23 protein-coding genes are annotated in these 23715 nt (G+C 39.3%); 17 read left to right on the top strand and 6 right to left on the bottom strand.

Translation table 11 applies throughout. The annotated features are described in order from the left end of the window. From IQ31_RS27600 to IQ31_RS05735, 9 genes are all read left to right on the top strand, one after another. A partial coding sequence (locus IQ31_RS27600; protein WP_208734128.1) for a hypothetical protein occupies positions 1-213 on the top strand: 213 nt, incomplete at its 5' end. Beyond that, positions 131-1777: a carboxylesterase/lipase family protein gene (locus IQ31_RS05770; RefSeq protein WP_244294365.1), complete on the top strand. Its 1647-nt coding sequence runs from the start codon at positions 131-133 to the stop codon at positions 1775-1777. The genes IQ31_RS27600 and IQ31_RS05770, both read left to right, overlap by 83 nt. 294 nt (positions 1778-2071) lie before the next feature. After that, positions 2072-3205 carry an NAD(P)/FAD-dependent oxidoreductase gene (locus tag IQ31_RS05765; protein WP_145327411.1) on the top strand — a complete coding sequence of 378 codons (1134 nt, stop codon included), beginning with the start codon at positions 2072-2074 and terminating at the stop codon, positions 3203-3205. Then, positions 3196-3909, top strand: coding sequence for a methyltransferase domain-containing protein (locus IQ31_RS05760; protein WP_145327410.1), 714 nt, complete (start codon positions 3196-3198; stop codon positions 3907-3909). The genes IQ31_RS05765 and IQ31_RS05760 overlap by 10 nt, the downstream gene beginning before the upstream one ends. Then, positions 3906-4958: a type III polyketide synthase gene (locus IQ31_RS05755; protein ID WP_145327409.1), complete on the top strand. Its 1053-nt coding sequence runs from the start codon at positions 3906-3908 to the stop codon at positions 4956-4958. The genes IQ31_RS05760 and IQ31_RS05755 overlap by 4 nt, the downstream gene beginning before the upstream one ends. Before the next feature lie 14 nt (positions 4959-4972). Next, positions 4973-5413: a 3-hydroxyacyl-ACP dehydratase FabZ family protein gene (locus tag IQ31_RS05750; protein ID WP_244294364.1), complete on the top strand. Its 441-nt coding sequence runs from the start codon at positions 4973-4975 to the stop codon at positions 5411-5413. Next, complete coding sequence (locus IQ31_RS05745; RefSeq protein WP_145327408.1) at positions 5410-6681, top strand: beta-ketoacyl-[acyl-carrier-protein] synthase family protein; 1272 nt, start codon at positions 5410-5412, stop codon at positions 6679-6681. Before IQ31_RS05750 ends, IQ31_RS05745 begins: the two co-directional genes overlap by 4 nt. Before the next feature lie 4 nt (positions 6682-6685). Next, on the top strand, positions 6686-6940 hold the full coding sequence (locus tag IQ31_RS05740; RefSeq protein WP_145327407.1) for an acyl carrier protein: 255 nt from the start codon (positions 6686-6688) through the stop codon (positions 6938-6940). Continuing rightward, positions 6937-7449 (top strand): 4'-phosphopantetheinyl transferase family protein, encoded by a 513-nt coding sequence (locus IQ31_RS05735; protein WP_145327406.1) that lies wholly within the window; start codon positions 6937-6939, stop codon positions 7447-7449. The genes IQ31_RS05740 and IQ31_RS05735 overlap by 4 nt, the downstream gene beginning before the upstream one ends. Positions 7450-7465: 16 nt before the next feature. On the opposite strand, the gene IQ31_RS05730 is transcribed toward IQ31_RS05735, so the two are convergent. From IQ31_RS05730 to IQ31_RS05715, 4 genes are all read right to left on the bottom strand, one after another. Continuing rightward, positions 7466-8524, bottom strand: coding sequence for an alpha/beta hydrolase (locus IQ31_RS05730; protein ID WP_145327405.1), 1059 nt, complete (start codon positions 8522-8524; stop codon positions 7466-7468). A 182-nt stretch (positions 8525-8706) separates the two neighbouring features. Further along, complete coding sequence (locus IQ31_RS05725; protein WP_145327404.1) at positions 8707-9930, bottom strand: hypothetical protein; 1224 nt, start codon at positions 9928-9930, stop codon at positions 8707-8709. A gap of 204 nt (positions 9931-10134) precedes the next feature. Then, entirely contained in the window at positions 10135-11442 is a 1308-nt protein-coding gene (locus IQ31_RS05720) for a serine hydrolase domain-containing protein (protein WP_145327403.1), read from the bottom strand. 74 nt (positions 11443-11516) lie between these two features. Beyond that, positions 11517-12341, bottom strand: a complete 825-nt coding sequence (locus IQ31_RS05715; protein ID WP_145327402.1) for a helix-turn-helix domain-containing protein — start codon at positions 12339-12341, stop codon at positions 11517-11519. A gap of 216 nt (positions 12342-12557) precedes the next feature. Between IQ31_RS05715 and IQ31_RS05710 the strand changes: the two genes are divergently transcribed. Continuing rightward, positions 12558-13370, top strand: a complete 813-nt coding sequence (locus IQ31_RS05710) for a class I SAM-dependent methyltransferase (protein ID WP_232475752.1) — start codon at positions 12558-12560, stop codon at positions 13368-13370. A gap of 27 nt (positions 13371-13397) precedes the next feature. Here the strand turns inward: IQ31_RS05710 and IQ31_RS05705 are convergent, their stop codons facing one another. Then, the gene (locus IQ31_RS05705) at positions 13398-13814 is read right to left on the bottom strand and encodes a DUF1801 domain-containing protein (RefSeq protein ID WP_145327401.1); all 417 of its coding nucleotides are present in this window, start codon (positions 13812-13814) and stop codon (positions 13398-13400) included. 257 nt (positions 13815-14071) lie between these two features. Here IQ31_RS05705 and IQ31_RS05700 point away from each other — a divergent pair, with 257 nt between their 5' ends. The 3 genes from IQ31_RS05700 (at position 14072) to IQ31_RS05690 (ending at position 19030) form a co-directional block, all read left to right on the top strand. After that, the gene (locus IQ31_RS05700) at positions 14072-16162 is read left to right on the top strand and encodes a CBM96 family carbohydrate-binding protein (protein ID WP_145327400.1); all 2091 of its coding nucleotides are present in this window, start codon (positions 14072-14074) and stop codon (positions 16160-16162) included. 273 nt (positions 16163-16435) lie between these two features. Next, positions 16436-17557 (top strand): vWA domain-containing protein, encoded by a 1122-nt coding sequence (locus IQ31_RS05695; protein WP_145327399.1) that lies wholly within the window; start codon positions 16436-16438, stop codon positions 17555-17557. Between the two features lie 6 nt (positions 17558-17563). Beyond that, positions 17564-19030, top strand: a complete 1467-nt coding sequence (locus IQ31_RS05690; RefSeq protein ID WP_145327398.1) for a sigma 54-interacting transcriptional regulator — start codon at positions 17564-17566, stop codon at positions 19028-19030. Positions 19031-19119: 89 nt separating this feature from the next. Here IQ31_RS05690 and IQ31_RS05685 read toward each other — a convergent pair whose 3' ends face one another. Further along, positions 19120-19842: a DUF3667 domain-containing protein gene (locus tag IQ31_RS05685; RefSeq protein WP_145327397.1), complete on the bottom strand. Its 723-nt coding sequence runs from the start codon at positions 19840-19842 to the stop codon at positions 19120-19122. 311 nt (positions 19843-20153) lie between these two features. Between IQ31_RS05685 and IQ31_RS05680 the strand changes: the two genes are divergently transcribed. From IQ31_RS05680 to IQ31_RS05665, 4 genes are all read left to right on the top strand, one after another. Further along, entirely contained in the window at positions 20154-20570 is a 417-nt protein-coding gene (locus tag IQ31_RS05680; RefSeq protein ID WP_145327396.1) for a MarR family winged helix-turn-helix transcriptional regulator, read from the top strand. A gap of 17 nt (positions 20571-20587) precedes the next feature. Continuing rightward, a complete protein-coding gene (locus IQ31_RS05675; protein ID WP_145327395.1) occupies positions 20588-20932 on the top strand; it encodes a GIY-YIG nuclease family protein in 345 nt (114 codons plus the stop codon). Continuing rightward, positions 20910-21359: a hypothetical protein gene (locus IQ31_RS05670; protein WP_208734126.1), complete on the top strand. Its 450-nt coding sequence runs from the start codon at positions 20910-20912 to the stop codon at positions 21357-21359. Before IQ31_RS05675 ends, IQ31_RS05670 begins: the two co-directional genes overlap by 23 nt. A 255-nt stretch (positions 21360-21614) precedes the next feature. Beyond that, on the top strand, positions 21615-23555 hold the full coding sequence (locus tag IQ31_RS05665; protein ID WP_145327394.1) for a family 43 glycosylhydrolase: 1941 nt from the start codon (positions 21615-21617) through the stop codon (positions 23553-23555). Positions 23556-23715 lie beyond the last annotated feature (160 nt).

The raw sequence follows: 23715 nt of genomic DNA, 5'->3' as shown, positions 1-23715 counted from the left end.
GCAAGCAAGCAAGCAAGCAAGCAAGCAAGCAAGCAAGCAAGTGCTGAAATAACAGAATATCATGACGGTATAAGTTTTATTTTGTATTTTAACTGTAAGAAAAAAACCCATAGAGTTTTAAATGGATGTTATGATGAAAAATATTTTTTTTACTGTTGTTCAGCTTTTGGTTGCATCATTTGTTTTCGCACAAATGCCTCAGGTAAAAGTTGAAGAGGGGATATTAGAAGGAATTACTTTGTCAAGCGGGGTAGAGTCCTTTCGAGGGATTCCTTTTGCAAAACCGCCAGTAGGTGACCTGAGGTGGAAAGAACCGCAAGCTGCTGAACATTGGTCTGGCATTCGTAAAGCAGATCATTTTGGTTATTCTCCGATGCAGAAACCGATCTATGGGGACATGCGATTTCGGTCACCAGGCATCAGTGAAGACTGTCTCTACCTGAATGTATGGCGTCCAAAGAATCTTGGTTCAGGTAAACTTCCTGTTTTAGTTTATTTTTACGGCGGAGGTTTCAATGCTGGTGATGGATCGGAAAATCGCTATGATGGTGAAAGTTTTGCCAAAGAAGGTCTTATTGTTGTTACTGTCAACTATCGCCTTGGTATCTTTGGCTTTTTTGCGCATCCAGCATTAACCGAGGAATCGCCGAAACATGCTTCCGGAAATTATGGACTGCTGGATCAGCATGCAGCTTTGGTTTGGGTCAAGAAAAATATTGCTGCATTTGGTGGGGATCCCGATGCCGTCACCATCGGTGGTGAGTCGGCAGGGAGTATGTCTGTTTCTGCCCAGATGACGAGTCCGTTGTGCAAAGGATTATTTAAACGTGCTATCGGTCAGAGCGGAAGTGTTTTTAACTTGCGGTATGGCACGGCCTCTATTACTGAGCAAGAGCAACAGGGGACTGCGTTTGCAACGCGCATAAATGCCGAGGGGCTTGATCAACTGCGTAAAATTCCTGCGGGCGAACTCCTTGATAAAGCCAGCGAACCGGGGGCCTTTGCGACCCGTTTGATTGTTGACGGCTATTTTCTGCCTAAAACTCCTTTGGCTATTTTTGAGGCCGGGGAACAGTCTAAAGTCCCGCTACTTGCAGGCTGGACGTCTACGGAAGCTCCATATACCGCCTACATGGGTAAATTGTATCCATCTCCGGAGAATTATGAAAAGTTGGTAAGAGCGCAATATGGCGTTCAGGCTGACGAAGTGCTCACGCTTTATCCTGGAAAGACAGAGGCGGAAGTCATTCGGTCAGCAACTGCCTTAGGTAGCGATAATTTTATCGTTTATAGTACTTGGAAATGGCTTGATTTGCAACGAAGAAATAGCGGTCAGCCAGTCTTCGTTTATATATTCGGTAAACCGCGGCCACCCATGCAACCGGCATACCGCGATGCACAAACCGGGCTTGCCGGGGGAATTACCAAGAAATCTGCGCAGGAAGCTAAGGAAAAAAGCCCACAGCCCCTACCGGGTGCTTTCCATGCGAGTGATATTGAATATTTATTGGGAAATCTGCAGAGCAATGATGTCTTTGCATGGACGGAAGACGATTACAAGGTATCAAAACTTGGTCAGCAGTACTTTATTAATTTTATCAAGACGGGCGATCCAAATGGAAAAGGGCTCGCAACCTGGCCGAAAACAACAGCAAAAGATAAACGTATGAATATTCTGAATTTGAATATTGAGGTGAAGGCGTCTGCTGAGGAATTTCGGAACAGATATCTTTTTCTGGATAAATTGTTTGTCGACCGTGAAGATAAATTCAGGTAGACGCCTCCTTTACTCAACTTACCGTAGTGGTTAAGCCGGTTGTCTATCAGGTAAATTAAAGTGCTTTTTATTTTACACCCAAATAAAAACTATTTATTGCAAAGGGCTGTTATCAGATAGACTTTTGATAAAAGCGTATGGACGATATTGCCCTATGCAGGGAGATGTTAGACCGAGGACAGGTTTATTAAGAATCGTTTATTGAATAGTGGGGCAACCAATTTAGGAGGCTGAAGCACAATGTATAGCGTTGATCTTTTGTAGATGATACTCATATAGAGCAAACTTGGATATATGGCAATAAATCCTGATGTGATTATTATAGGTGGTGGTTTGGCTGGACTTACAAGTGCATTGCATCTGTCTAAACAAGGATTAAATGTGACGTTAATCGAAAAACATGATTTTCCTCGTCATAAGGTTTGCGGCGAATATGTTTCGAACGAAATTTTGGCCTACCTCCATTGGCTACAAGTGGATGTTGAATCGCTAGGTCCAACACATATTCAGGAGCTTCAGTTCACGACAGAAGATGGACAGGTGAATAGGGTCAGGCTGCCCTTGGGTGGGATTGGTGTCAGTCGTTATGCGTTGGATAATCTGTTGTATCAGCAAGCAAAAGGTAAAGGTTGTACAATTGTGATTGCGACTGTAACTGGTATTTCCTTTAGCGCTGATACATTTACTGTTTCGTTTCAAGATCAGGTATTAAGATCAAAAGTTGTATTGGGCGCGTATGGAAAACGCAGTAATATGGATCAGCTCTTATCTCGTGATTTTATAACGAAAACCTCTCCCTGGATGGCCGTTAAGGCACACTATTCGGGCGATTTTCCGAATGACCTAATTGCCTTGCATCATTTTGAAGGAGGCTATTGTGGGATTTCCAAGGTCGAAGATGAGCAGATAAATTTATGTTATCTGGCCGATGTAAAAACGTTCAAGAGGTACAAAAACATCGGTGATTATCAGCAGTATGTTTTGTCCAAAAACAGACATCTTAAGTATTTTTTTGAACATAATAGGCTATTTTTTGAAAAACCGCTCACGATCAGTCAATTTTCATTTGATAAGAAATCAACAGTAGAAAACCATATTCTTATGATTGGTGATACAGCCGGTCTTGTTCATCCATTCTGTGGAAATGGGATGGCCATGGCGATACACAGTGCAAAAATAGCTTCTGCGCTTGTCCTAGAATATTACCGGGGCCGTATTCATTCACGAAAGCAATTGGAAAAGGCTTATGTCAAGCAATGGAATCGAACGTTTAAAAGACGCCTTTTATTCGGGCGCCTGCTGTCGAGCCTGTTAAGCTGTAAAATCGGGACCACAGTTTTAATGAAGACTGCCTCATTTTTTCCGAAAATGCTCAGCTGGATTATTAAACAAACTCATGGAAATGCAAGGTCAATAAAATGGGAATAAACACAAAACAGAGAACATCGGAGCATGAGATCATGGACGATTTTCTGCTCGAAGGAGAAGAACTTCGGACTACGTTGGATAAGATCGCAAAGATTAATCGTTTTTTAGGCGGAAATAACATTACGCTGAATGGTGTGAAAAAATTGCTTTCAACCAGCGACAAGAATGAAACAATAACGATTGTGGATATGGGTTGTGGGAATGGAGACATGCTTCGCATGTTGAGCGACTATGGCAATAGACATCATATTAAGCTTTCAATGCTCGGTATAGATGCCAACCCTTATACAATAAATTATGCGGGAGATTTGTCTAAAGATTATACCAATATATCCTATTTGTGTGCGGATATCTTTGAAGAGAATTTTGAAGATGTCAAGTATGACATTGTGCTGTGTACGCTTACCATACATCATTTTGGCGATGAAGAAATCCTTCGTTTGTTAGGTAGTCTGGTCAACGTATCAAAATTGGGGGTCGTCATTAATGATTTACAAAGGAGTAAAATGGCTTACCGGCTTTTTCAAACCATTGCTGTTCTTTTTAGGTTAAATAGAATGACAAAAGTGGATGGGCTTGTTTCTATACTGCGTGGGTTTAAAAAGGAGGAACTTACACAATTCTCCAATAAACTGAAATTAGAAAATTATAGCATCCAATGGAAATGGGCCTTTCGTTACCAGTGGATAATTTCCAAGATATGAATGTTAAAATAATAACTGTTGCGAAGCAACTCCCTAAATATTCTTGTGCTACGGCAGAGATCCTTCCGCTATTGGATATCTGGCTCCATGGACAAGAGCCTCGTTTTATTAAGAAGATTAAGAAACTTTTCGAAGGCTCTGCTGTGGAAAGACGATATGCTATTATGGATCCGAAAGAGGTCTTCACAGCGACTTCTTTTGAAGAAAAAAATAATGTGTACTGTCGGGAGGCAACGGTCCTAGGGGAGCAAGCACTTCGTAAGGCCCTTGAACAGACAGGATGGGATCCGCAGTGCCTGGATTATATTATTACAGTGAGTTGTACCGGAATTATGATCCCTTCGCTAGACGCGTATCTCATCAATACGATGAAACTCCGACAGGACATTGTGCGGTTACCAGTTACCGAAATGGGTTGTGTTGCTGGTGTTTCAGGTATTATTTATGCTAAAAATTTTCTTCAGGCCAACCCAGGCAAACGTGCTGCGGTCATTGCCGTCGAAGCGCCAACAGCAACTTTTCAGCTGGAAGATTTCTCCATGTCGAACATGGTCAGTGCCGCAATATTTGGAGATGGTGCAGCTTGCTGTCTGCTTTCCTCCGACGAGTCAGACAATGGTCCGGTGATTCTTGATCAGGAGATGTACCATTTTTACGATGCGGAAGATATTATGGGATTTAAGCTGACAAACAGCGGTATGCAGATGATACTGGATGTTGAAGTGCCGAATGTGATCGCGTCTCATTTTGACGCCGTTATACATCCATTTTTGAAGAAGAACCAGCTTAAAATTAAAGATATTGATTACATGATTTTTCATCCAGGTGGAAAAAAAATAGTCGCTACAATCGAGGATATTTTTGCCGAATTTGATAAGGATATTGAGGATACTAAGACTGTGCTGGCACAGTATGGTAATATGTCGAGCGCTACGGTGTTATATGTCCTCGAACGTATTATGAAACGTAGTCCTCGGGTCGGTGAATTGGGGCTAATGCTGAGTTTTGGTCCTGGATTTTCGGCACAGCGCGTTTTATTACAGTGGTAACCTACTAAATTTGAATGATGGATCTGAATTCTATATTAGCCAAATTGCCTTACAGTGCCCCGTTTTTATTTGTCGACGCATTGATTCACGTCGATGCGGAAGGTGTTGTAGGTACCTATACCTTTGATGAAAATCTGGATTTTTATAGGGGTCATTTTAATGAAAAAGCGATCACTCCAGGAGTTATTCTGATCGAAACAATGGCCCAAATAGGTTTAGCTTGTTTGGGAATTTTTCTGCTCAATAAAGACTTTATACAGGGCTCTTCTATTGCATTGACTTCTACTGAAATACAATTTTTAAAACCCGTGTATCCAAAGGAAAAAGTGACGGTAATTTCAAAAAAAATATATTTTAGGTTTGGAAAGTTAAAGTGTGCGGTTGCGATGAAAAATGAAGCTGGACAGGAGGTTTGTAAAGGAATATTGGCAGGTATGATTACCGAGGAGCTATGAAGAGAGTTGTTATTACAGGATTAGGGGTTGTTGCACCCAATGGAGTGGGCGTACCGGCCTTTACACAGGCGCTAAAAGAGGGTGTCTCCGGTGTTAGACATGATGTGCAGTTGGAAAAATTGCAGTTTTCCTGTCAGATTGCTGGAATGCCACAAGTATCGGATGATCTCAAAAGACAATATTTCACGGAACTTGAGCTTAGAGGTTTTAACAGTACAGGCATATTATACGGTGTCATAGCTGGAATGGAGGCTTGGATAAATGCAGGTTTTCCTATTGCCTTAAATTCGCTTCCCGATTGGGATAGTGGAACAGTCTTTGGTTCAGGCACCTCAGGTATCGATAAGTTTCGGGAGAGTATTTATAAAATTGATGAGCTGCAAACACGTAGGCTAGGCAGTACAGTCGTTGCCCAAACGATGAACAGTGGTGTCAGTGCATATTTAGGTGGGAAATTAGGGCTCGGAAATCAGGTGACCACCAATTCCTCTGCCTGTGCTACCGGGACCGAAGCAATTCTAATGGCCTATGACCGGATTAGGTCCGGAAGAGCAAAGCGCATGCTAGCAGGTAGTACTGGAGATAGTGGGCCTTATATTTGGGGCGGTTTTGATGCACTGCGTGTCTGTAGTTCGCAATATAATGACCGCCCTGCGGAAGGTTCTCGCCCAATGAGTGCAACAGCCGCAGGATTCGTCCCGGGGAGCGGAGCTGGAGCCCTGCTATTGGAGGATTTGGAAAGTGCCTTAGAACGAAAGGCCATGATATATGGCGAGTTATTGGGTGGTCAAGTAAATTCTGGAGGGCAACGGGGAACGGGCAGTATGACAGCTCCAAATGCTGATGCTGTACGCCGATGTATTGCGGAAGCCCTAAAAAATTCGGGTGTCTCCGGATGGGATGTCGATGCCATAAACGGTCATTTAACGGCAACGGCCAAAGATGCTTTTGAAATAGAAAACTGGACTGAGGCCCTTGGGCGTAAAGGGAAAGATTTTCCATTGATAAACTCGCTAAAAGGAATGACTGGGCATTGTCTCAGTGCGGCAGGTAGCATCGAATGCGTGGCCACAGTTTTGCAATTATATCATGGATTTGTATTTGGAAACAGTAATTGTACTGATTTACATCCTGAGATTGCAGCAATGATAGATCCATCAAGAATACCATTACATCAAGTTGATGTCAAACCTTATATTATAGCCAAAGCGAGTTTCGGATTTGGGGATGTAAATGCCTGCTTAATATTTAAAAAATTTGATAACTAAACCTATGAACAGAGAAGAATTGATCGGTGCTTTAAAGCGAATTATAGCACCTTACACAACAAACGAAGAAGCATTTGGACAGCTTACAGAAAAGACTGATTTTATGCGTGATCTACAAATCAATTCAGCAAATTTGGTTGATATTGTCCTGGATATCGAAGATCAATTTGGGATCGTTATTGAAAATTCCGATATGGAGCGTATGCTTTATGTCGGAGCTGCAGTCGAAATAATCGAAAGCAAGTTACAAGAAAAATGATTGGTAATGACGTTATCGACCTGGTTCAGTCCAGAAAAGATAGTAATTGGAGACGTAGAGGCTTTGTTTCAAAGCTATTTAATGAGCATGAACAACTGTTGATTGTGAACAGTCCTGATCCCGAAATTGTTGTTTGGCTCTTATGGAGCATGAAAGAGGCTGCCTATAAAATATGGAATAGACAGACAGGAATTCGGAAATATATGCCTAAAAGATTGCTATGTTCAGTTATTGAACGGTCTTCTTGCAACGCAACGGGAGAAGTCATCTGCGAAGGGAAGAGGTATTACACTAAGACTATTGTTTGCCCTGATTTTATACATACCATCGCAGTTGGCGAATTAGTTCATTTAGGCAATATTGTAGAAATCGAAAAAGGTGAAATTGTTAAAGATGCTCAGGGGATACCAAGCATCATTGTGAAAGATAGCGGCACACACTTACCCGTTTCTGTAAGTAACCATGGCCGTTTTGAGAGAATAGTTTCGATTCATAGCTTGTTGACTTAATTAGCGAGTAAACATCTTATCGCACTTGGATTGATTCTTCCCGAAGCATCTGTTTGAATTTGGGATCTCGGATATAACGACTAAAATCATGGCTTGACATTCCTGTGAAATCAGTCATAGAAAAGATGCTGTAATTTTTCTTAAGGGCGTTATAACTTTCCTCTTTGTATCCAAGATCAGTTGGATTAAGTTTGTTCGATAAGAATCCAAAAAACTTCTTCAACATCTTGTCCGTTCCGTTGATAGTGATGTGTATTTTCTTGACTTGTGAGCTGAGATTTACAAATTTTTTTGTATTACTTACCGTATCCGTATATTGAAACTCGGAAAGTCCTATCGCTGGAGCCAGCATAATGCAGGTAATTCTATTTTTGTTTTCTAACAATGGCTTTGCCCGCTCGATATCAACATTGTGAACGTCTTTTGCTTGTGCTGAAAATGAGCTATTGTATTCAGGATTTGAAATAGCGCTCATAACCACAGATGCTCCACGACTATGTGATATGATGAAGACATCCTTATCGGCCATATTGTTCAGTATACGTCTTAATCCAAATTCACCAGCCATCTGGCTAAAAGAGGCCGCTGAAAACCAGTTTTTGGCGGAACGAAAAGGGGAGGTAGATCGTAGACCATCCCAATAAAATCGAATGATTTCATCGTTTTTAGGGTTTGTAACGATATGATCGGAAATATATTTATATTGTTTTACAACAGATTCTTCATCAGCATTGAAGCCATGGACTAAAATGAACACACGTTTTTTTGGAGCAATACGTTTTGACAGACGCAGCATGTTACTGCGTTCAAAAGCGAGTAATTGTTCACGGTCACCTCTGTCGGTGGCAATTTTCATAAGCGAATAGGGATCTCGAGCCGCTTTATTGGAAGGAATGCCATAGTTTTTCTTCCAATTGTCGGGGTAGAAATTACCATTTTGATCCACAAATGAGTACCACAGGTTAGGATCTACGCCGGTATTGGGGGAAGCCGAATCGGGAAGATTATGGATAAGGCCACACGAAGTGAACAAGCTGATAACGATGATAATATAGAAAAAATACCTTTTGTTCATATGATTTATTTCCTACTATTCCAGAATTTAATTTTTAACTAGGATCCAATGGCTGCTAAATTGGATATATTTTCACAAAAAAGCGATTTGTTCTAATATAGTCATTATTTTGGACAGCGAAAAGTAGGTTTGTATTTTGAACACTTCATGTTTGCCGAAATTTAGCGGCACCAAGCTACAAATCACTTCTTTGTGATTAAATAAAGTTTATTGCGTTGGTTGGTGAAAAGTTGATAATTTAAAGCTGGATTTGCATAAAAGCCATATGCATTAAATTGGTCGGTATTCTCAAAGGTTAGTGTGCCGATGTTTTTATTGTTGATGTCTACTTGAGACCAATGCCATTTTTCGTCCAGGTATAAGCTGTCTTTAAATCTTAAGGTGTCATTTTCGACAATAAGCTGTGAGAATAGGCAGCCTTGCCAAAGGTCTCCTTTTTCATATTTCCCCGTTTTGAGGTCATGTCTATTGCGAACACGTTTGATTTTCTGATAATAAACTGATCTAATGTTAGGGGGAGTAGTATTCGTTACCCATTCATTCTTATCCCAGTGACCGAAAAGATCATTTACGGTACGGCCCTTAGATGAGCTTTGTGGGACTAAATTATTATCATCCGATATGTTTTCGTAGAATACATACCAGTTATCGTCTATAAAATAAGTTCGCTTCGTATAGCTTTTCGAATTGCTTTGATCGGAATGATAGATTTTCTCTGACAGCAGATAAATGGCTTTACTTTCAATATCATTTAGTTTTTGGCCTTGTTGATCTGCGGGCCAGTTGAGATTTGCGTTGAATACTTCAATTGTTTTTTTTGTAGTATCTCCGTTCAATGGCCAGCTGCGAAAGTAATGTTTGGAAACGTTGATCAAATACCCTTCAAATAAAACTTCTGAATCCTCATCCTTATCCTGCTTAAAGGAGTATTCATCAATCTGATCGCCATCTTTATCCAGTTTATAGAATGTATGAATAACTGTTGATGGACTGTCAGTGTGGGGTGCATCGGTTAAACAATGAATGATTAATTCATTGTTTTTAGTCAAGAACTGATCTATAGGGCGGTCACTTGCCTTGAAGAGTATGATTTCATGTTTCCCAAACTGGTTTTTTAGCTTGTTAATGTCATCATATTTGCTGTATTCATTTGGCAGTTTTGAGGAGTGGAAAAAGTTTTGAAGCCTAATATCGATATCAAAAATACCATTTGTATAAATAATAGTGCATGCGATCAGGGCACATCCCAGTAAGTAGTACTTCAAATTGCGTGTATCCTTTACCAGCAAAAAGAAATGGAAAAATATCCAGCTCAGTACGCAAACAAAAGGTGAAAAAATAATATAACTCAACTTTTCACTGCTGCTTAGATCAAAAACGAAAAAACTGATGAGATATGCCGTCATAAAGATTAGGCATAATATAAAAGACTTCGATAACAGTTTCTTTTTGGCTTTCTTCGGTTCCTGATCTATCTGTTGCAATATCTTATAATTTAGTTTACGCTATATCCGATCTAACGCTGGACCGATATAGGTGTAATTTAACTTTTTTCTTTAAGGTTTCAAATAATAGATTAAAATCGTTATTCCAGCAGCATGCATAGCGTTTCATTCATTTCTATTGGATCGTGGGAAAACTTCCTTAACTCCACCTTTTGTTAAAATAATGGAATTGTAGCCATCTGTTTTGTCTTCAACAAATTCGATCGTCCTGTCGTTGTCGTCTGCTCTGAAAAATTTTGTTTTAGACTCGGGAATGAGTTCAATATCCGCATCATTATAATAGAGTTTGCCACCAATTTTTAATATCCGTATTTTTCCATACTCACCCACATAGTTATTGTATATGGTTGTATCTATTTTGGCGCGATGATGTTTGTAGGGGATTTCCACTTCTTTACCAAAGGCAATTGCTGAAAGGCCGTAACCTATGATATGGGAGGCTGAGCCGTTATTAGAAAGGACAGTGACAAAGAGTTTGTCGTCAGTAAATCGATTAAAAGAAGTCATTGTGCCAAAGAATCCGCCGTCATGTGCAATCAAATAATGTCCGTGATTATAAAATGGATTGATGATGAATCCATAGCCCCAATTTTCGGAGTTATATGGTGTGAACATTTTTTTCTTCATTGTGGCTGATAGAATCGTTGTTCCATAAAGTGCTTGGTCCCAAATGGCTAGATCTTCCACGGTTGAATAAATACCGTCGTGACCTAGGTTGATCTCCCAGTTGATATAGGGGTTATGGATAAAACCTTCGTCATTATGATAATATACTTTTGCTTTTTTCGGCACGATGGATTCATTGTTACTAACTCCGGTGTTCTTCATCCCAGCTTTATCAAATATATTTTTCTTTAAAAAAGTAGCGTAATGCTCACCGGAGACTTTTTCAATAATCTTTGCTAACAAATAATAACCGATATTACTATAGGCGCTCTTTGCTCCCGGTGAGAATTCGAAAGGAATTTTCTTGATGGCGGCATAAGCAGAATCGCGACTTATGCTGCTTAACGCGATTTCTTTGAAGCCCATAGCAAGTCCGGAGCTGTGTGACAGCAACATGTGGATGCTGATACTATCGGCTTTTGGATAATCGGGGAAAAATTTACTGAGTTTATCATATAGGGATAACCGCCCACTGTCGACGAGCTGTAAAATAGCGGCTGCGGTAAATTGTTTTGTGACCGATGCCAACTGGAATTTAGTGTCTAACGTGTTTTTTATATTCCATTCATAATCTGCCAAACCGTAGGCTTTTTTTAATAAAATAGCGCCATTTTTCATGACAAGAACTGTTCCACTAAAATTATTTACATCAGCTTGTGCCTGCATATAGGCTGCAAGTTTGGCTGATGTTTTTTCTTGGGCCACAAGAAAAACTGGACAAAGCATAAGTAGGATTAAAAGCTTCATAACGTATTGCATAAATAATTATGGAGCAATGTTACTGTTTAATAAAATAGTGTGATTGTATTTTTGTAAACCCGCTAAATAAAAATCCATTTTATCTGGCTCCGTTCGAGATTAGCTATTTTGGAAAAGAAAATTTTTGGTGTAAATCCTGTTAATTTTTTAAAATCTCTAATCATGTGGGACTGATCGAAATAATCCAGGTTATAAGACAGACCTATTTTGTTTCTATCTTCGAGGTGGCTTTGAATTGCAGCTCGAAATCTGATGATTTTTTTGAATTGGGAGGGGGTTTTACAGATATGTTGATCAAATTGCTTATTTATGGTTGTTCTCGATCTTCTTGTTTTTAGCGAAAATTCTGACATCGATTGATTGACGTTGCTTGTATCTAACATTTCGGTAATTATGTTTTCGAGCAACGCATTTTTAAATGGCCAAAATTTTGATATCCAATAGTGTTCTAATGCCTTGATTCGCCCGTCCTGGTCATCTATGGACAGGATGGATCTCATAGCATCTTTATAATCCAGGTGTGGGTTAAAATCGGGAAATGTTCCGCTGTTATAATCGCTTAAATCATTGGGTATAAAAGCATTTATCCCAAGAGGTTTGAAGTAAGTGGTAATTTCATTTATTTTCCCCTCGTAACACACTAAAACAGGTTCATTAAAATTGCATACAAGGTTTGTTTCTATCGAATTGGATGGAAAATGCTTCGTAATCACTTTATTTGGGCTTACCATCGTTTGGGTCTGCTCACTTATCGTCACAATGGTGTAAATACTCGGAAACGTAAAATATGCCGTCGCTTTTTCTTCGTCAGTTTTCTCAAGTATATAGAAGCATTCAATATATTTTTTTAGGAGTAAGCTCTCTGGTCTATATATTTTTATCGTCATCTCTTTTCTTCATGTAAATAGGCGTTGTTCTTGCCTCATCCTTTTAAACTTGGAAGTATTTGATAATCGATTTAAATATAGAGAACCTTTATGATAATTTTCACCAAGCTTTATTTCTTAAAACATTTATTTTTAGATTGAGGAAACGATGAATCCGATAGAGATTAATTTTTATTGTAATTTAGTAGCTAATTAACCATTTAATTAAAAAACAAAATGAACGATTTGAACCCGGAAGAGAATTACATCGCAATAAACAAACACTCGTGGAATAACAGAACGGATACGCATTTAAAATCAGATTTTTACAATCTAACAGGATTTTTAAAAGGGGAGACTTCATTAAATTCAATTGAATTAGCATTATTGGGTGATATCAGTGGGAAAAAAATATTACACCTACAATGTCATTTCGGACAGGATACAATTTCTTTGAGTAGACTTGGCGCAAAAGTTACTGGTGTTGACCTATCTGACAAGGCTATAGAAAGCGCCCGCGAAATTGCGAAAGATATGCATGCTGATGTGCAGTTTATCTGTTGTGATCTGTATGAGCTTGAAAATCATCTTGATGAACAATTTGATCTAGTCTTTACAAGTTACGGAACGATTACTTGGTTACCTGATTTAGATAAATGGGCGAAAATAATTTCACGTTTCTTGAAACCGAAAGGGAAGTTTATTTTTGTCGAGTTTCATCCAGTTGTTTGGATGTTCGACGACAATTTTGATAAAATTGGCTATAACTATTTTAATATTGCTCCAATTGTTGAAACAGAGCAGGGAACCTATGCCGATAAAGATGCCGCTATTTCGCAGTCCTATGTCACCTGGAATCATAGTATGAGTGAGGTCGTTGGTGCTTTACTTCATAATGGGCTGAACATTCAAGACCTGAACGAATTTGACTATTCACCTTATCCCATTTTTAAAAACATGACAGAGCTAGATCCTAAAAAATTCAGAATAGCCCATTTGGGAAATAAGATTCCGATGGTCTATGCTATTGTTGCGCGTAAAAGTGAATAAATAAAATTCTGGGAATCGACCTGGTACTTATTTCTTTTTCAAATAACGATTTATCATGGGGCTAAAATCTATTTTGGATGAAACCTGAATATGTTCTGCCAATACTGAGGCGGGAAATTCATCCAAAGTTTTGAAATTAATACAGCCTTTTTGAAACTTGGCTTTCGGTATTTTTAATTTTAGTTCTTCCATTAATTCGGGGTTAGTATAGATGACCAAGGAATGGAATGAAATATAATTCTTCGAGACTGTTAACCCGTATTTAAATACACCTTGTTCATTAAAGCTGATTGCATTAGGGTTTGACATGAATTTTCCAAAGCTTTCCGAAACGGTATTGTCATTTTCTGATATTGCTTTCCGAAATTGACGAATTATTTGTTGCTCAGTGTCTGAAAGTGTATCAATATATTGATCTATTTCCATTAATTTTTTATTGTCCATAAAGGCTGTAGTTGTTCGCTAAAAATATTAAATTTTCTTTTATATCGATGTAGGCCAGCAGAAAAAGATTCGATAATTTATCTTCGATATATTTTGACCTGTCTTTAAAATTTTACCCCTCTTTATTTGTGATTTTACCCCTTGTGGTTGATAAGTTATTTATAATTTAATGTTATTAATCAAATTATAAAATTCGTATTCGTCGGAATAAGAATACTTCTGTAAAAATTATAACAAATTATAAAACTAAAAACAACATGATGAGAAAATTTATGATGGTGATTTCTATTGGAGTCATTGGGCTACTGAGCTGCCAAAAGTCTGTTCAACTAGATTCTCCGACACCCTTAAAAACAAAAGCGAAGGCGAATCTGGCAAGTGTGGGCAATACTTACTACATAGATCCCAGCGGAAACGATGATAGCACAGGAATGAGCACAACTACAGCATGGAGAACATTGGCCAAAATTAATGCCTCCGTTTTTGGCCCCGGCGACCGTATCTTATTCAAGAGCGGTGGCGTATGGAATGACACTTTGCATATGAAAAATTCGGGAACGGCTGAAGCTCCCATTATCATAGATAAATATGGCGGTGATGTTCGTCCGATTATCAACGGCGGTGGAAAGAGGAATGGATCAAATGCGCTATACCTTAATAAAGTATCTTATTTTGAAGTAAATAACCTCGAACTGACGAATACAATCCCAAGCGGGACAAGTTATGCTGCCACGGGGATCCGCGTGATTGGAGGCAGTTCTGCAGGAACAGCAATCAGCAATGTCTCCATTAGAAATTGTTATGTCCATGACGTCAATGGTGCTATCGATGGACAGACCAATTATAACAAAAGTTCTGGCGGGATTATCTTAGACGGTAAAATATACGGGGCTTTGGTACAAAGTTGTCATGTCGCCAATTGTTCCGTTGAAGGGATAAGGACCACTGGCGATAGGGCTATGGCAGCAAGATCAAAAGATATTATTATCGATAACAATTTGATTGAATATATCTATGGCGACGGTATCGTTATGTCAGGTGTGACGGGAGGAAGTAAAATTACACACAATACGGTCTATAAGGCATGTATGAACACAGGCTCTGAAAATTATGCCGGTATTTGGACAATTGGCAGCTTGAATACGCTGGTGGCTTATAATGAGGTTTATGGTATGACAGGCGGAGGGGCCAACGACGGAGTCGCGTTCGATGCCGATGGCTATGATACCAATTCAGTGACCGATGGAGATATCTTCGAATACAATTATTCGCATGATAATAACGGCGGATTTATGCTTTTTATGAACCAGTCTAAGAATATTAAAGTCCGCTACAACGTTTCTGTCAACGATATCGGTACAACAAGGTTAAAGAAGCTCTTTTTGATCGAAAAAACAACATACGATTCCCGTGAGATTTATAATAATGTATTCTTTATCAAAAATCCGACCGCCAGCCTGTTTAACGTCATGAATGGCGTGAGTTCAGGAAAGCCTTATGCAACATTTTCAAATAATATTTTTTACACGACCTCGACCATTAGCAGTCTGTCTACCCAGGCCGATAACGGATTGAAGTTTAACAATAATTGTTTATTTCCGTCAAGTACATTTACATCATTGAACTGGGGAACTATCGTGCGGAACAACAATTTTTATGAAGATCCGGTATTTGTCAATCCAATTGGTGGAAACGGCCTTGACGCTGCAAAAGGTTATGATGTCGGTTCCGGTTCGGCTGCCCTTAATGCTGGTGTATTTATAAGTAACAATGGGGGCGAGGATTTTGCTGGAAATGCGCTGCCATTGGGTAATCCAGATGTTGGAGCGTTTCAGCATACTGTTGTCGCCAATGCTGGAAGTTCTCTTGCCGATGCCTATGTCCGTAACGGTACCTATGCGAGTACAAATTATGGAACTACAGCTGATCTTGTCATCAAATCCGACGCTACATCCTACGCGCGTAAAGCATACGCTAAATTTGATATTGCGATGATTACTAAACCTAAAGTGAGTTCGGCAAAATTAAAAATGTATGTTGCAGGAGTGAATACAGCACTACAACGGACTATTAATATTTATACGACCTCCACGACATCTTGGTTGGAAAATAGCATTAATTGGAACAATGCACCAATGGATACTGTACTTGTCGGTAAGATTTCTGTTTCAGGGATAGGTTTACAGACCATCGACGTCACCTCGGCCATTAACAGATTGCTTACCGGTACTGATCGTAAAGTATCCTTTCTATTTTTAAATACAGCTGCGGCTTCTTCTACAAATGATATGTCTTTTAGTAGCAGGGAAGCAACCACCAATAAGCCAACGTTGGAACTGCTTTATTAATCGGTACTTATTTCAGGGTAATTCTCTTGTATTTAGAATAACCGAATCAAAAAGCCGCAAGGAATACCAATTCTTTGCGGCTTTTGACTGGGAGAGCGTAAAGGCCTGAAACTAATTCCTCAGTAGAAGTTGTCGCTCGTGCGTCATACTATAGCCAGTTTTTAAAGTTAAATGGACATAAGGTGCTCACAAAAATTATTATTTCGTAAATTCATACTATGAAGCATCCGATACACTATTTGGATAGCTTCCTCATACTAATAAAAGGAATGCATGAAAAGCCCGAAACGAAGTAAAGGTTTTCTCTTCAAGCAATATGAAGAGCCGTTTCAAACGCCTTTTGATAAATTATTTGACATTTTCAAAGAACTGATTACCCATACCTCAGGTGATTTTGATGAAGCCATTGACTGGCTTAGGCAATTGGATAAAGAGTTCAAACTGACGACTCCAGCCTATACGATAGATGATTTTATTGCGGATCTGAAAGATAAAGGTTATATCCGAGAAAAAGTGGAGTTTGGTGGTGAAGGTGGAGTAGATATTACCTCAAAGCTGGAGAAAGCCTTGCGTCAGCATGCCTTGGACCAGATTTTTGGGAAAATGAGGAAAGGGAAATCAGGCAATCATAAAACCAATCACCAGGGACGGAGTGACGAAAATATGGGCGATTTCAGAAATTATCAGTACGGAGATGGCCTGGAGAAAATAGTTTTGACAGAGAGCTTGAAAAACGCACAGATCAATCATGGGATAGGCGAGTTTGCCTTATCAGAAAATGATCTCGTCGTAGAAGATACACAGTTTAAGTCGCAGATGAGTACAGTGTTGATGATCGATATCAGCCATAGTATGATTTTATACGGCGAGGATCGGATCACCCCTGCAAAAAAAGTAGCGATGGCTTTATCGGAACTTATTTTGACCCGATATCCGAAAGACTCACTTGACGTTATTGTTTTCGGAAACGATGCATGGCCTATTGCGATAAAAGACCTGCCTTATTTGCAAGTTGGACCATTTCATACCAATACGGTCGCAGGCTTAAAGCTAGCGATGGACTTACTAAGGCGAAAACGGCATGCGAATAAGCAAATATTTATGATAACCGATGGGAAACCGAGCTGTTTAAATATGCCGGACGGTACTTATTATAAAAATCCTATGGGCTTGGATCCTTTTATCACTAGCAAGTGCTATAGTATGGCTGCGCAAGCCCGGAAGCTGGGAATACCAATTACAACCTTTATGATTGCTTCGGATCCTTATCTACAGCAATTTGTCGACGAGTTTACAGCTTCAAATCAAGGGAAGGCTTATTACACGGGACTTGGGGATCTGGGCGAAATGATTTTTGAGGATTACGAAGAAAATCGAAAAAAAAGAATACGATAAGAATATATGGATTACACGAAGATTACAACATTTGGTGCATTAAAAACTTCGGGTTATAAACCTAAAACAATAAAAGAAGAATTGCGTCAGAATCTGATTACAAAAATAAAGGCGGGCGAAACCGTGTTCAATGGAGTACATGGTTATGAAGATACCGTTATTCCAGAACTTGAAAGAGCAATTCTTTCCAAACACAACATTAATTTCTTGGGCCTTCGCGGTCAGGCGAAAACACGTTTGGCTAGGCTCATGGTCAACTTATTGGATGAATATGTGCCAGTGGTTCAGGGTTCAGAGATTAATGATGATCCGTTTAACCCCATATCGCGTTATGCGCTAGAACTTCTGCAGGAGAAAGGCGACGATACACCGATAAGCTGGCTTGGTCGAGGTGATCGTTTTGCGGAGAAGCTGGCCACACCAGATGTGACGGTCGCTGATTTGATCGGTGATGTAGATCCCATCAAAGCCGCAAATTTAAAACTGAGTTATGCAGACGATCGTGTGATTCATTTTGGTATGATTCCAAGGGCCAACCGTTCCATATTTGTCATTAACGAGCTGCCTGATCTTCAAGCTAGAATCCAAGTAGCTCTCTTCAATATATTGCAAGAGGGCGATATTCAGATCCGTGGTTTTAAGTTACGCTTACCGTTAGATGTACAATTTATATTTACTGCGAATCCGGAGGATTATACCAATAGAGGAAGTATTGTGACGCCGCTGAAAGATCGCATAGGATCGCAGATACTGACACATTACCCAGCATCGGTTGAGATAGCAAAGGCAATTACAGCGCAGGAAGCGAACTTGGAAGCGGCCCATAAGGAGCAGATATACGTCCCTGAACTGGCTAGGGAATTGATTGAGCAGATAAGCTTTGAAGCACGAAATAGTGAATATGTTGATGAAAAGAGTGGCGTGAGTGCGCGTATGAGCATTACGGCATTTCAAAACTTATTAAGCACCGCTGAATTGCGCATGCTCAGAAGTGGTGCGCAAGCAACTGCAGTACGGCTGAGTGATTTTATGGGTATTGTGCCTGCGATAACAGGTAAAGTTGAGCTCGTTTATGAAGGCGAGCAGGAAGGGGCGGGTATCGTCGCACTGCAGCTGATAGAAAACGCGATTAAAAACCTTTTTCCGATTTTATTTCCAAAAATTGAGAAACTGGAAAGAGATAACGAACGTTATCCTTACGACGACATTGTTCGTTGGTTTTCAGAATCAGAGGGGATCGAATTATCTGATGAACTCAACGATTCAACGTATAAGCAGGTTTTGGATCAAGTGAAGCCTATACATGCTTTAATTCAGCAATATCAGCCAGAAACGAAACCCGAAGATCTCCATTTTCTGACCGAATTTGTATTATGGGGACTTACGCTCAACAATAAATTAAGTAAATATAGGCTGGGGACCGGCCTTCAGTTTCAAGACAACTTCCAGGGATATCTGAGAAATAATCTGTAACAGGCAACTAGTAACATGATGGGTAAGTGTACAGCGTAAACTTACCCATCTGGTTTTAATTAGGTCTCACAAGGAAAAAGACCGTATAACTATCTTTTCATTAAAATTAAGTCTATCGATAGGCCAATAATAACGATGACGACAGTAAATGACAGATACCCTAAAATATAAACTGCGAGCGCTTTTAAATAACTGGGTATTTTGTAGGGATCGAAAAATTGTCCGATAGCCCAGACGCTATATAACATAGCGACGATGCTAGCTTGCACCATAACGCTTGTATGTGTTACACCTTCTACTAATGCAAAAACAGTATAGATCAACATCGTCATTCCTAAAATAAAACATAGCAGGATGACAATTTCAAAAAGATTAAAACCGTATTTATTAAAAAATAGTTTAGCCCAGAAAGCGATAAACAATCCTATCATGATATTGGCGTAACCATAGTGGTCCTGGATCCAGAGATATATCGAACCCGTGGTAGAATGCTGGGATTCGTAATAACTCACATATTTGTCGTTTACATGAAAAAAATGGCTTACTATAGAGTATATCAGTGAGGTGATGATGATAAAAATAATGGGTTTTACCAGACGGCTTCGGTTCTCGGCAATATATTTTTTTACATTTTTTCCAGGTGTGGTAATAAGTTCACGAATCGTGTACAAGATTCCACGCTCGAAATGAAGGACATGTTCAATTTCGTGGACGATATAATGCGCATCAATTCTTTTAAGGACTGCTGGCTGTCCACATTTTGGACAGAAATTCAATGTTATATCAGTCCCACAGTTTTTGCAATTTGTCATGTTTATACTATGCTATAGGTAATAAATTTGTTAATATTCGAGGATTCTACCCTTATCATGTTATGTAGATTGTTGGCTCTTGCTTCTTATCGATTAGAATTTGTCCAAAAATATTATAGATTATGTCAATCAATGCTACACCTAAGTGTAGTTTTATACAAACCTCCTTCTCCCGCGAAGAAAATAGAATTAATGCGCTTTAGTGTAACCACCCCGTTCGCAGAATCTTTTGTTTATTTTGTTCAACCATTTAAATAAAACTATTATATTTGCAAAATACTTGAGTAGTCAAGTATTTTGCAAATAATAATATGAAAGCAATTAATACGATTTTGAACATTATAAAAGTTCAATCTGTCATCACCAAAAAGTTTGATGGGTTGAGCTTGCATGGACTAAGTCTGACAGACTTTATGATCCTACATATTTTAAGTCAGGCTTCCGGGAACCGGTTACGGCGAATTGATCTGGCTGAAAGTACCGGTTTAACGGCCTCAGGGATTACAAGGATTATTTCACCTATGGAAAAGATGGGGCTTGTTGTAAAAGAACACAATGATAGAGATGCCCGGGTCAGCTATGTGAAGCTTACCGCGGCTGGTGATCGAATTTTTAAAGAGGCTACTGTTACAGCTGAGCACATCGCCAATAAGCTATTGGACGGAATGGCCGTAACAGATCTCCTTATTTTTGCTGCGCAATTGAAATCATTGGGTGGTGATTTATAATTTTAATTTAAAAGCACATGAACAAAGTAGATAAAAAACAATTGAAATCCGAATTCCTGGAAAGTAAACCATTGATGGGAGTTTTAACAATTTACAATAGGGCCGAAAATAAAATACATATCGCAGATAGCCTGAATTTAACCGCTCTTTCCAACAGAATCAGATTTATGTTAAACATGGGGCAATTTGACAACAAAAACTTGCAGGCGGATTGGAACCGATTGGGTGAGGGAAATTTCCTGTTTGAAAATGCAGTTATTATTCCATTTGAAAACGACAAAATCACTGCTTATAAAAAAGTCGTACTTCACGCCGCAACTGAGTTGAAAAGTAAAGTGAGTGAAACAACAAGTATCTATTGATATGACAAGAAAGACGTATTTGTATCCCGGTTATGAAGCCGGAAGGAATCTGGCATTGAAAAATATCCAAGGTCCTATTGTAAATCTCAATTTAATTCAGTTGAGGAAAATCGCGGACTATACTAATTTTCCGGAGATTGCACCAATCAAAGAAATTTCGGGATACGATGCTTTTATGAATTATATAAAGCTAGCCAAACCTTTTGTGGAAGAAAGCGGCGGTGAGCTACTTTTTGTTGGGCATGGTGACCGGTTTCTGATAGGGCCCGATCAGGAACAGTGGGATATCTGTATGCTGATTAAACAGAAAAGTGTGTCCGATTTTTTTTCATTTGAACAAAATCCAGCTTATATGAAGATTATAGGGCATCGGATTGCAGCTATCTCGGATTCAAGACTTTTACCCTTGGAAAATGTCCCGTTTTAAACGATACTTATCATAAAAAATACCGCCTATTTGAATAATAAGTGTATATTTAACATTAATAAAAAGTAAGCCTCGTATCGTATTCTACTAAAGCATCGTGGAAAAGTGTTTTTGAGCAAATTTAAATTCGTGTTGAATATCCTTTCGAGATCAAGATAATTTGGAATTTGTGCATTAAAAATCCATGGTTAAGTTTTAATAAAGAAGGTTTGCTTGACAAATTAACATTTAGAAAAACCTAAAAATTGATCCGACATGAAACTAAAACAAATGGGGGTATTGAGTATTGCATTAATGAGTTTTACTAATGTCATAGCGCAAAAAATATACGATGCAGATAAGGCGGCGGGTTATCTTTTTGCTTATTTTGAGGGTTCGGGGGATAAAAATACACAAGAGCAATTGCGATTTGCAGTCAGTCAGGATGCGCAAAACTGGGTTGCATTAAATAACAATAAACCTATTTTGTCATCCGCGGATATATCCCAAACGGGAGGGATTCGTGATCCGCACATCCTTAGGGGAGAGGACAAAAAGTCATTTTATATGGTCGCAACTGATATGTTTACCGCCAAGAATGGTTGGGGAAGTAATCCTGGTATTATTCTGATGCGATCTGATAACCTGACGGATTGGAAACACAATACTGTTGATCTGGCAAAATTATACCCTAAAAAATTTAAAAACGTAAAATGGGTATGGGCACCGCAGACGATCTATGATCCAGTTGCGAAAAAATACCTTGTATATTTTACGGTGAAATCATATGAGAACGATAAACTTGATTTTTATGCAGCCTATGCGAATAAAGATTTTAGCGGATTTGAAAGGGAACCTACCTTATTGTTCAGTCCAAAATTTGGCGGTATTGATGGCGATATCGTCTATAAAGATGGGGTATACCATTTTTTCTTTAAGGGCAATACAAAAGATGGTGCAGGCAAAGAAGTGAAAAATGGGATTCAGCAGGCGACAAGTAAATCCCTAAAAGGACCATGGAAAGAAGACTTCCGGTATCTCGATGCCTATGCAGACACTTCTGTTGTCGTCGAAGGATCGAGTCTTTTTAAGTTGAACGGAACAGACGATTATATCTTGATGTATGATCTGTATGCGAATGGAAGATATGAATTTCAGCGCACAGATGATCTTTTTAATTTCTCCTCGAAACCTGAGGCTTTGCGTAAAAATTTTAACCCGCGACATGGAAGTGTGATTTCAATTAGCAAGGAAGAGTCTCGTCTTCTGAATAGTAAATGGGGTGGTGTACCCGGTGAATTACTATCTCCAGAGGATGTGGATGACAGGTATCGTTTTACCGCAAAGGGAAATCCGATTATTAAGCATCATTTTACGGCTGATCCAGCAGCAATGGTCAAGGGGGATACACTTTGGTTGTATGCAGGCCATGATTTTGCAGGTGGTCAGCAAGGCTATAAGATGAAAGACTGGATTGTTTATTCTACAACGGATTTAAAAAATTGGACGGAATATCCAGTGTCTTTGAGAATAAGTGATTTTACCTGGGCAAAAAGCGGCGATGCATTTGCGGGACACGTTACCGAACGTAATGGAAAATATTACTGGTACATAAGCTCTAATTGGTCGGGAATAGGTGTTGCTGTCGCAGATAGACCCGAAGGTCCCTTTAGAGATGCATTGGGGAAACCGTTATTGACCAATAAGGACTGTTTTGCTTCTTCCCATTCTTGGGCCTGTATCGACCCGGCTGTTTTTATTGATGATGATGGCCAAGCCTGGATTTTCTGGGGTAACCGTGAGTGCTACTACGCAAAGCTCAAGGAAAATATGGTTGAGATTGATGGCGAAGTAAAGCAATTGAATTTTGAAGGACTGGCTTTTACGGAAGCACCGTGGGTTCACAAGCACAATGGAAAATATTATTTGAGTTATGCCACGGAATTTCCGGAGAAGATCGCTTATGCCATGGCCGATAAGATCGAAGGTCCCTATGTGTATAAAGGGATTCTGAATGAAATAGCAGGCAATAGCAATACGAACCATCAAGCAATTGTCCCTTTTAAAAACCAATGGTATTTCGTTTACCATAATGGGGGGATTAACCCAGATGGAGGCAGTTTTAGCCGTTCAATATGCATAGATACCCTAAATTACCGTGCAGACGGTACAATCCATAAAATTGAAATGACAACGGAAGGAACTACCGGGGACTAAAGTATGAAAAAGACGGCGAGCAAGCTAAAGTTGCTGCCGTAGAAGGTTGGGTGGAGACCGATTTAATAGATTAAAAATGTGGAACGACAGCATCGTTCCACAAAATGTTTTTCAGTGTAGTATTGTAGGATTCTTTTTACAGTATTCTTATCGAATCAAT

The sequence above is a fragment of the Sphingobacterium siyangense genome (assembly GCF_007830445.1).
Classification (GTDB): domain Bacteria; phylum Bacteroidota; class Bacteroidia; order Sphingobacteriales; family Sphingobacteriaceae; genus Sphingobacterium; species Sphingobacterium siyangense.
This window is presented reverse-complemented; position numbering and strand designations above follow the sequence as displayed.

Coding starts and splice junctions, on each gene's coding strand:
- IQ31_RS05710 (WP_232475752.1), top strand. CDS start 12,558: ATGAACGATTTGAACCCGGAAGAGAATTACATCGCAATAAACAAACAC.
- IQ31_RS05665 (WP_145327394.1), top strand. CDS start 21,615: ATGAAACTAAAACAAATGGGGGTATTGAGTATTGCATTAATGAGTTTT.
- IQ31_RS05700 (WP_145327400.1), top strand. CDS start 14,072: ATGATGAGAAAATTTATGATGGTGATTTCTATTGGAGTCATTGGGCTA.
- IQ31_RS05750 (WP_244294364.1), top strand. CDS start 4,973: ATGATGGATCTGAATTCTATATTAGCCAAATTGCCTTACAGTGCCCCG.
- IQ31_RS05765 (WP_145327411.1), top strand. CDS start 2,072: ATGGCAATAAATCCTGATGTGATTATTATAGGTGGTGGTTTGGCTGGA.
- IQ31_RS05740 (WP_145327407.1), top strand. CDS start 6,686: ATGAACAGAGAAGAATTGATCGGTGCTTTAAAGCGAATTATAGCACCT.
- IQ31_RS05730 (WP_145327405.1), bottom strand. CDS start 8,524: ATGAACAAAAGGTATTTTTTCTATATTATCATCGTTATCAGCTTGTTC.
- IQ31_RS05720 (WP_145327403.1), bottom strand. CDS start 11,442: ATGAAGCTTTTAATCCTACTTATGCTTTGTCCAGTTTTTCTTGTGGCC.
- IQ31_RS05705 (WP_145327401.1), bottom strand. CDS start 13,814: ATGGACAATAAAAAATTAATGGAAATAGATCAATATATTGATACACTT.
- IQ31_RS05760 (WP_145327410.1), top strand. CDS start 3,196: ATGGGAATAAACACAAAACAGAGAACATCGGAGCATGAGATCATGGAC.
- IQ31_RS05690 (WP_145327398.1), top strand. CDS start 17,564: ATGGATTACACGAAGATTACAACATTTGGTGCATTAAAAACTTCGGGT.
- IQ31_RS05680 (WP_145327396.1), top strand. CDS start 20,154: ATGAAAGCAATTAATACGATTTTGAACATTATAAAAGTTCAATCTGTC.
- IQ31_RS05755 (WP_145327409.1), top strand. CDS start 3,906: ATGAATGTTAAAATAATAACTGTTGCGAAGCAACTCCCTAAATATTCT.
- IQ31_RS05735 (WP_145327406.1), top strand. CDS start 6,937: ATGATTGGTAATGACGTTATCGACCTGGTTCAGTCCAGAAAAGATAGT.
- IQ31_RS05715 (WP_145327402.1), bottom strand. CDS start 12,341: ATGACGATAAAAATATATAGACCAGAGAGCTTACTCCTAAAAAAATAT.
- IQ31_RS05725 (WP_145327404.1), bottom strand. CDS start 9,930: ATGACGGCATATCTCATCAGTTTTTTCGTTTTTGATCTAAGCAGCAGT.
- IQ31_RS05770 (WP_244294365.1), top strand. CDS start 131: ATGATGAAAAATATTTTTTTTACTGTTGTTCAGCTTTTGGTTGCATCA.
- IQ31_RS05695 (WP_145327399.1), top strand. CDS start 16,436: ATGAAAAGCCCGAAACGAAGTAAAGGTTTTCTCTTCAAGCAATATGAA.
- IQ31_RS05675 (WP_145327395.1), top strand. CDS start 20,588: ATGAACAAAGTAGATAAAAAACAATTGAAATCCGAATTCCTGGAAAGT.
- IQ31_RS05685 (WP_145327397.1), bottom strand. CDS start 19,842: ATGACAAATTGCAAAAACTGTGGGACTGATATAACATTGAATTTCTGT.
- IQ31_RS05745 (WP_145327408.1), top strand. CDS start 5,410: ATGAAGAGAGTTGTTATTACAGGATTAGGGGTTGTTGCACCCAATGGA.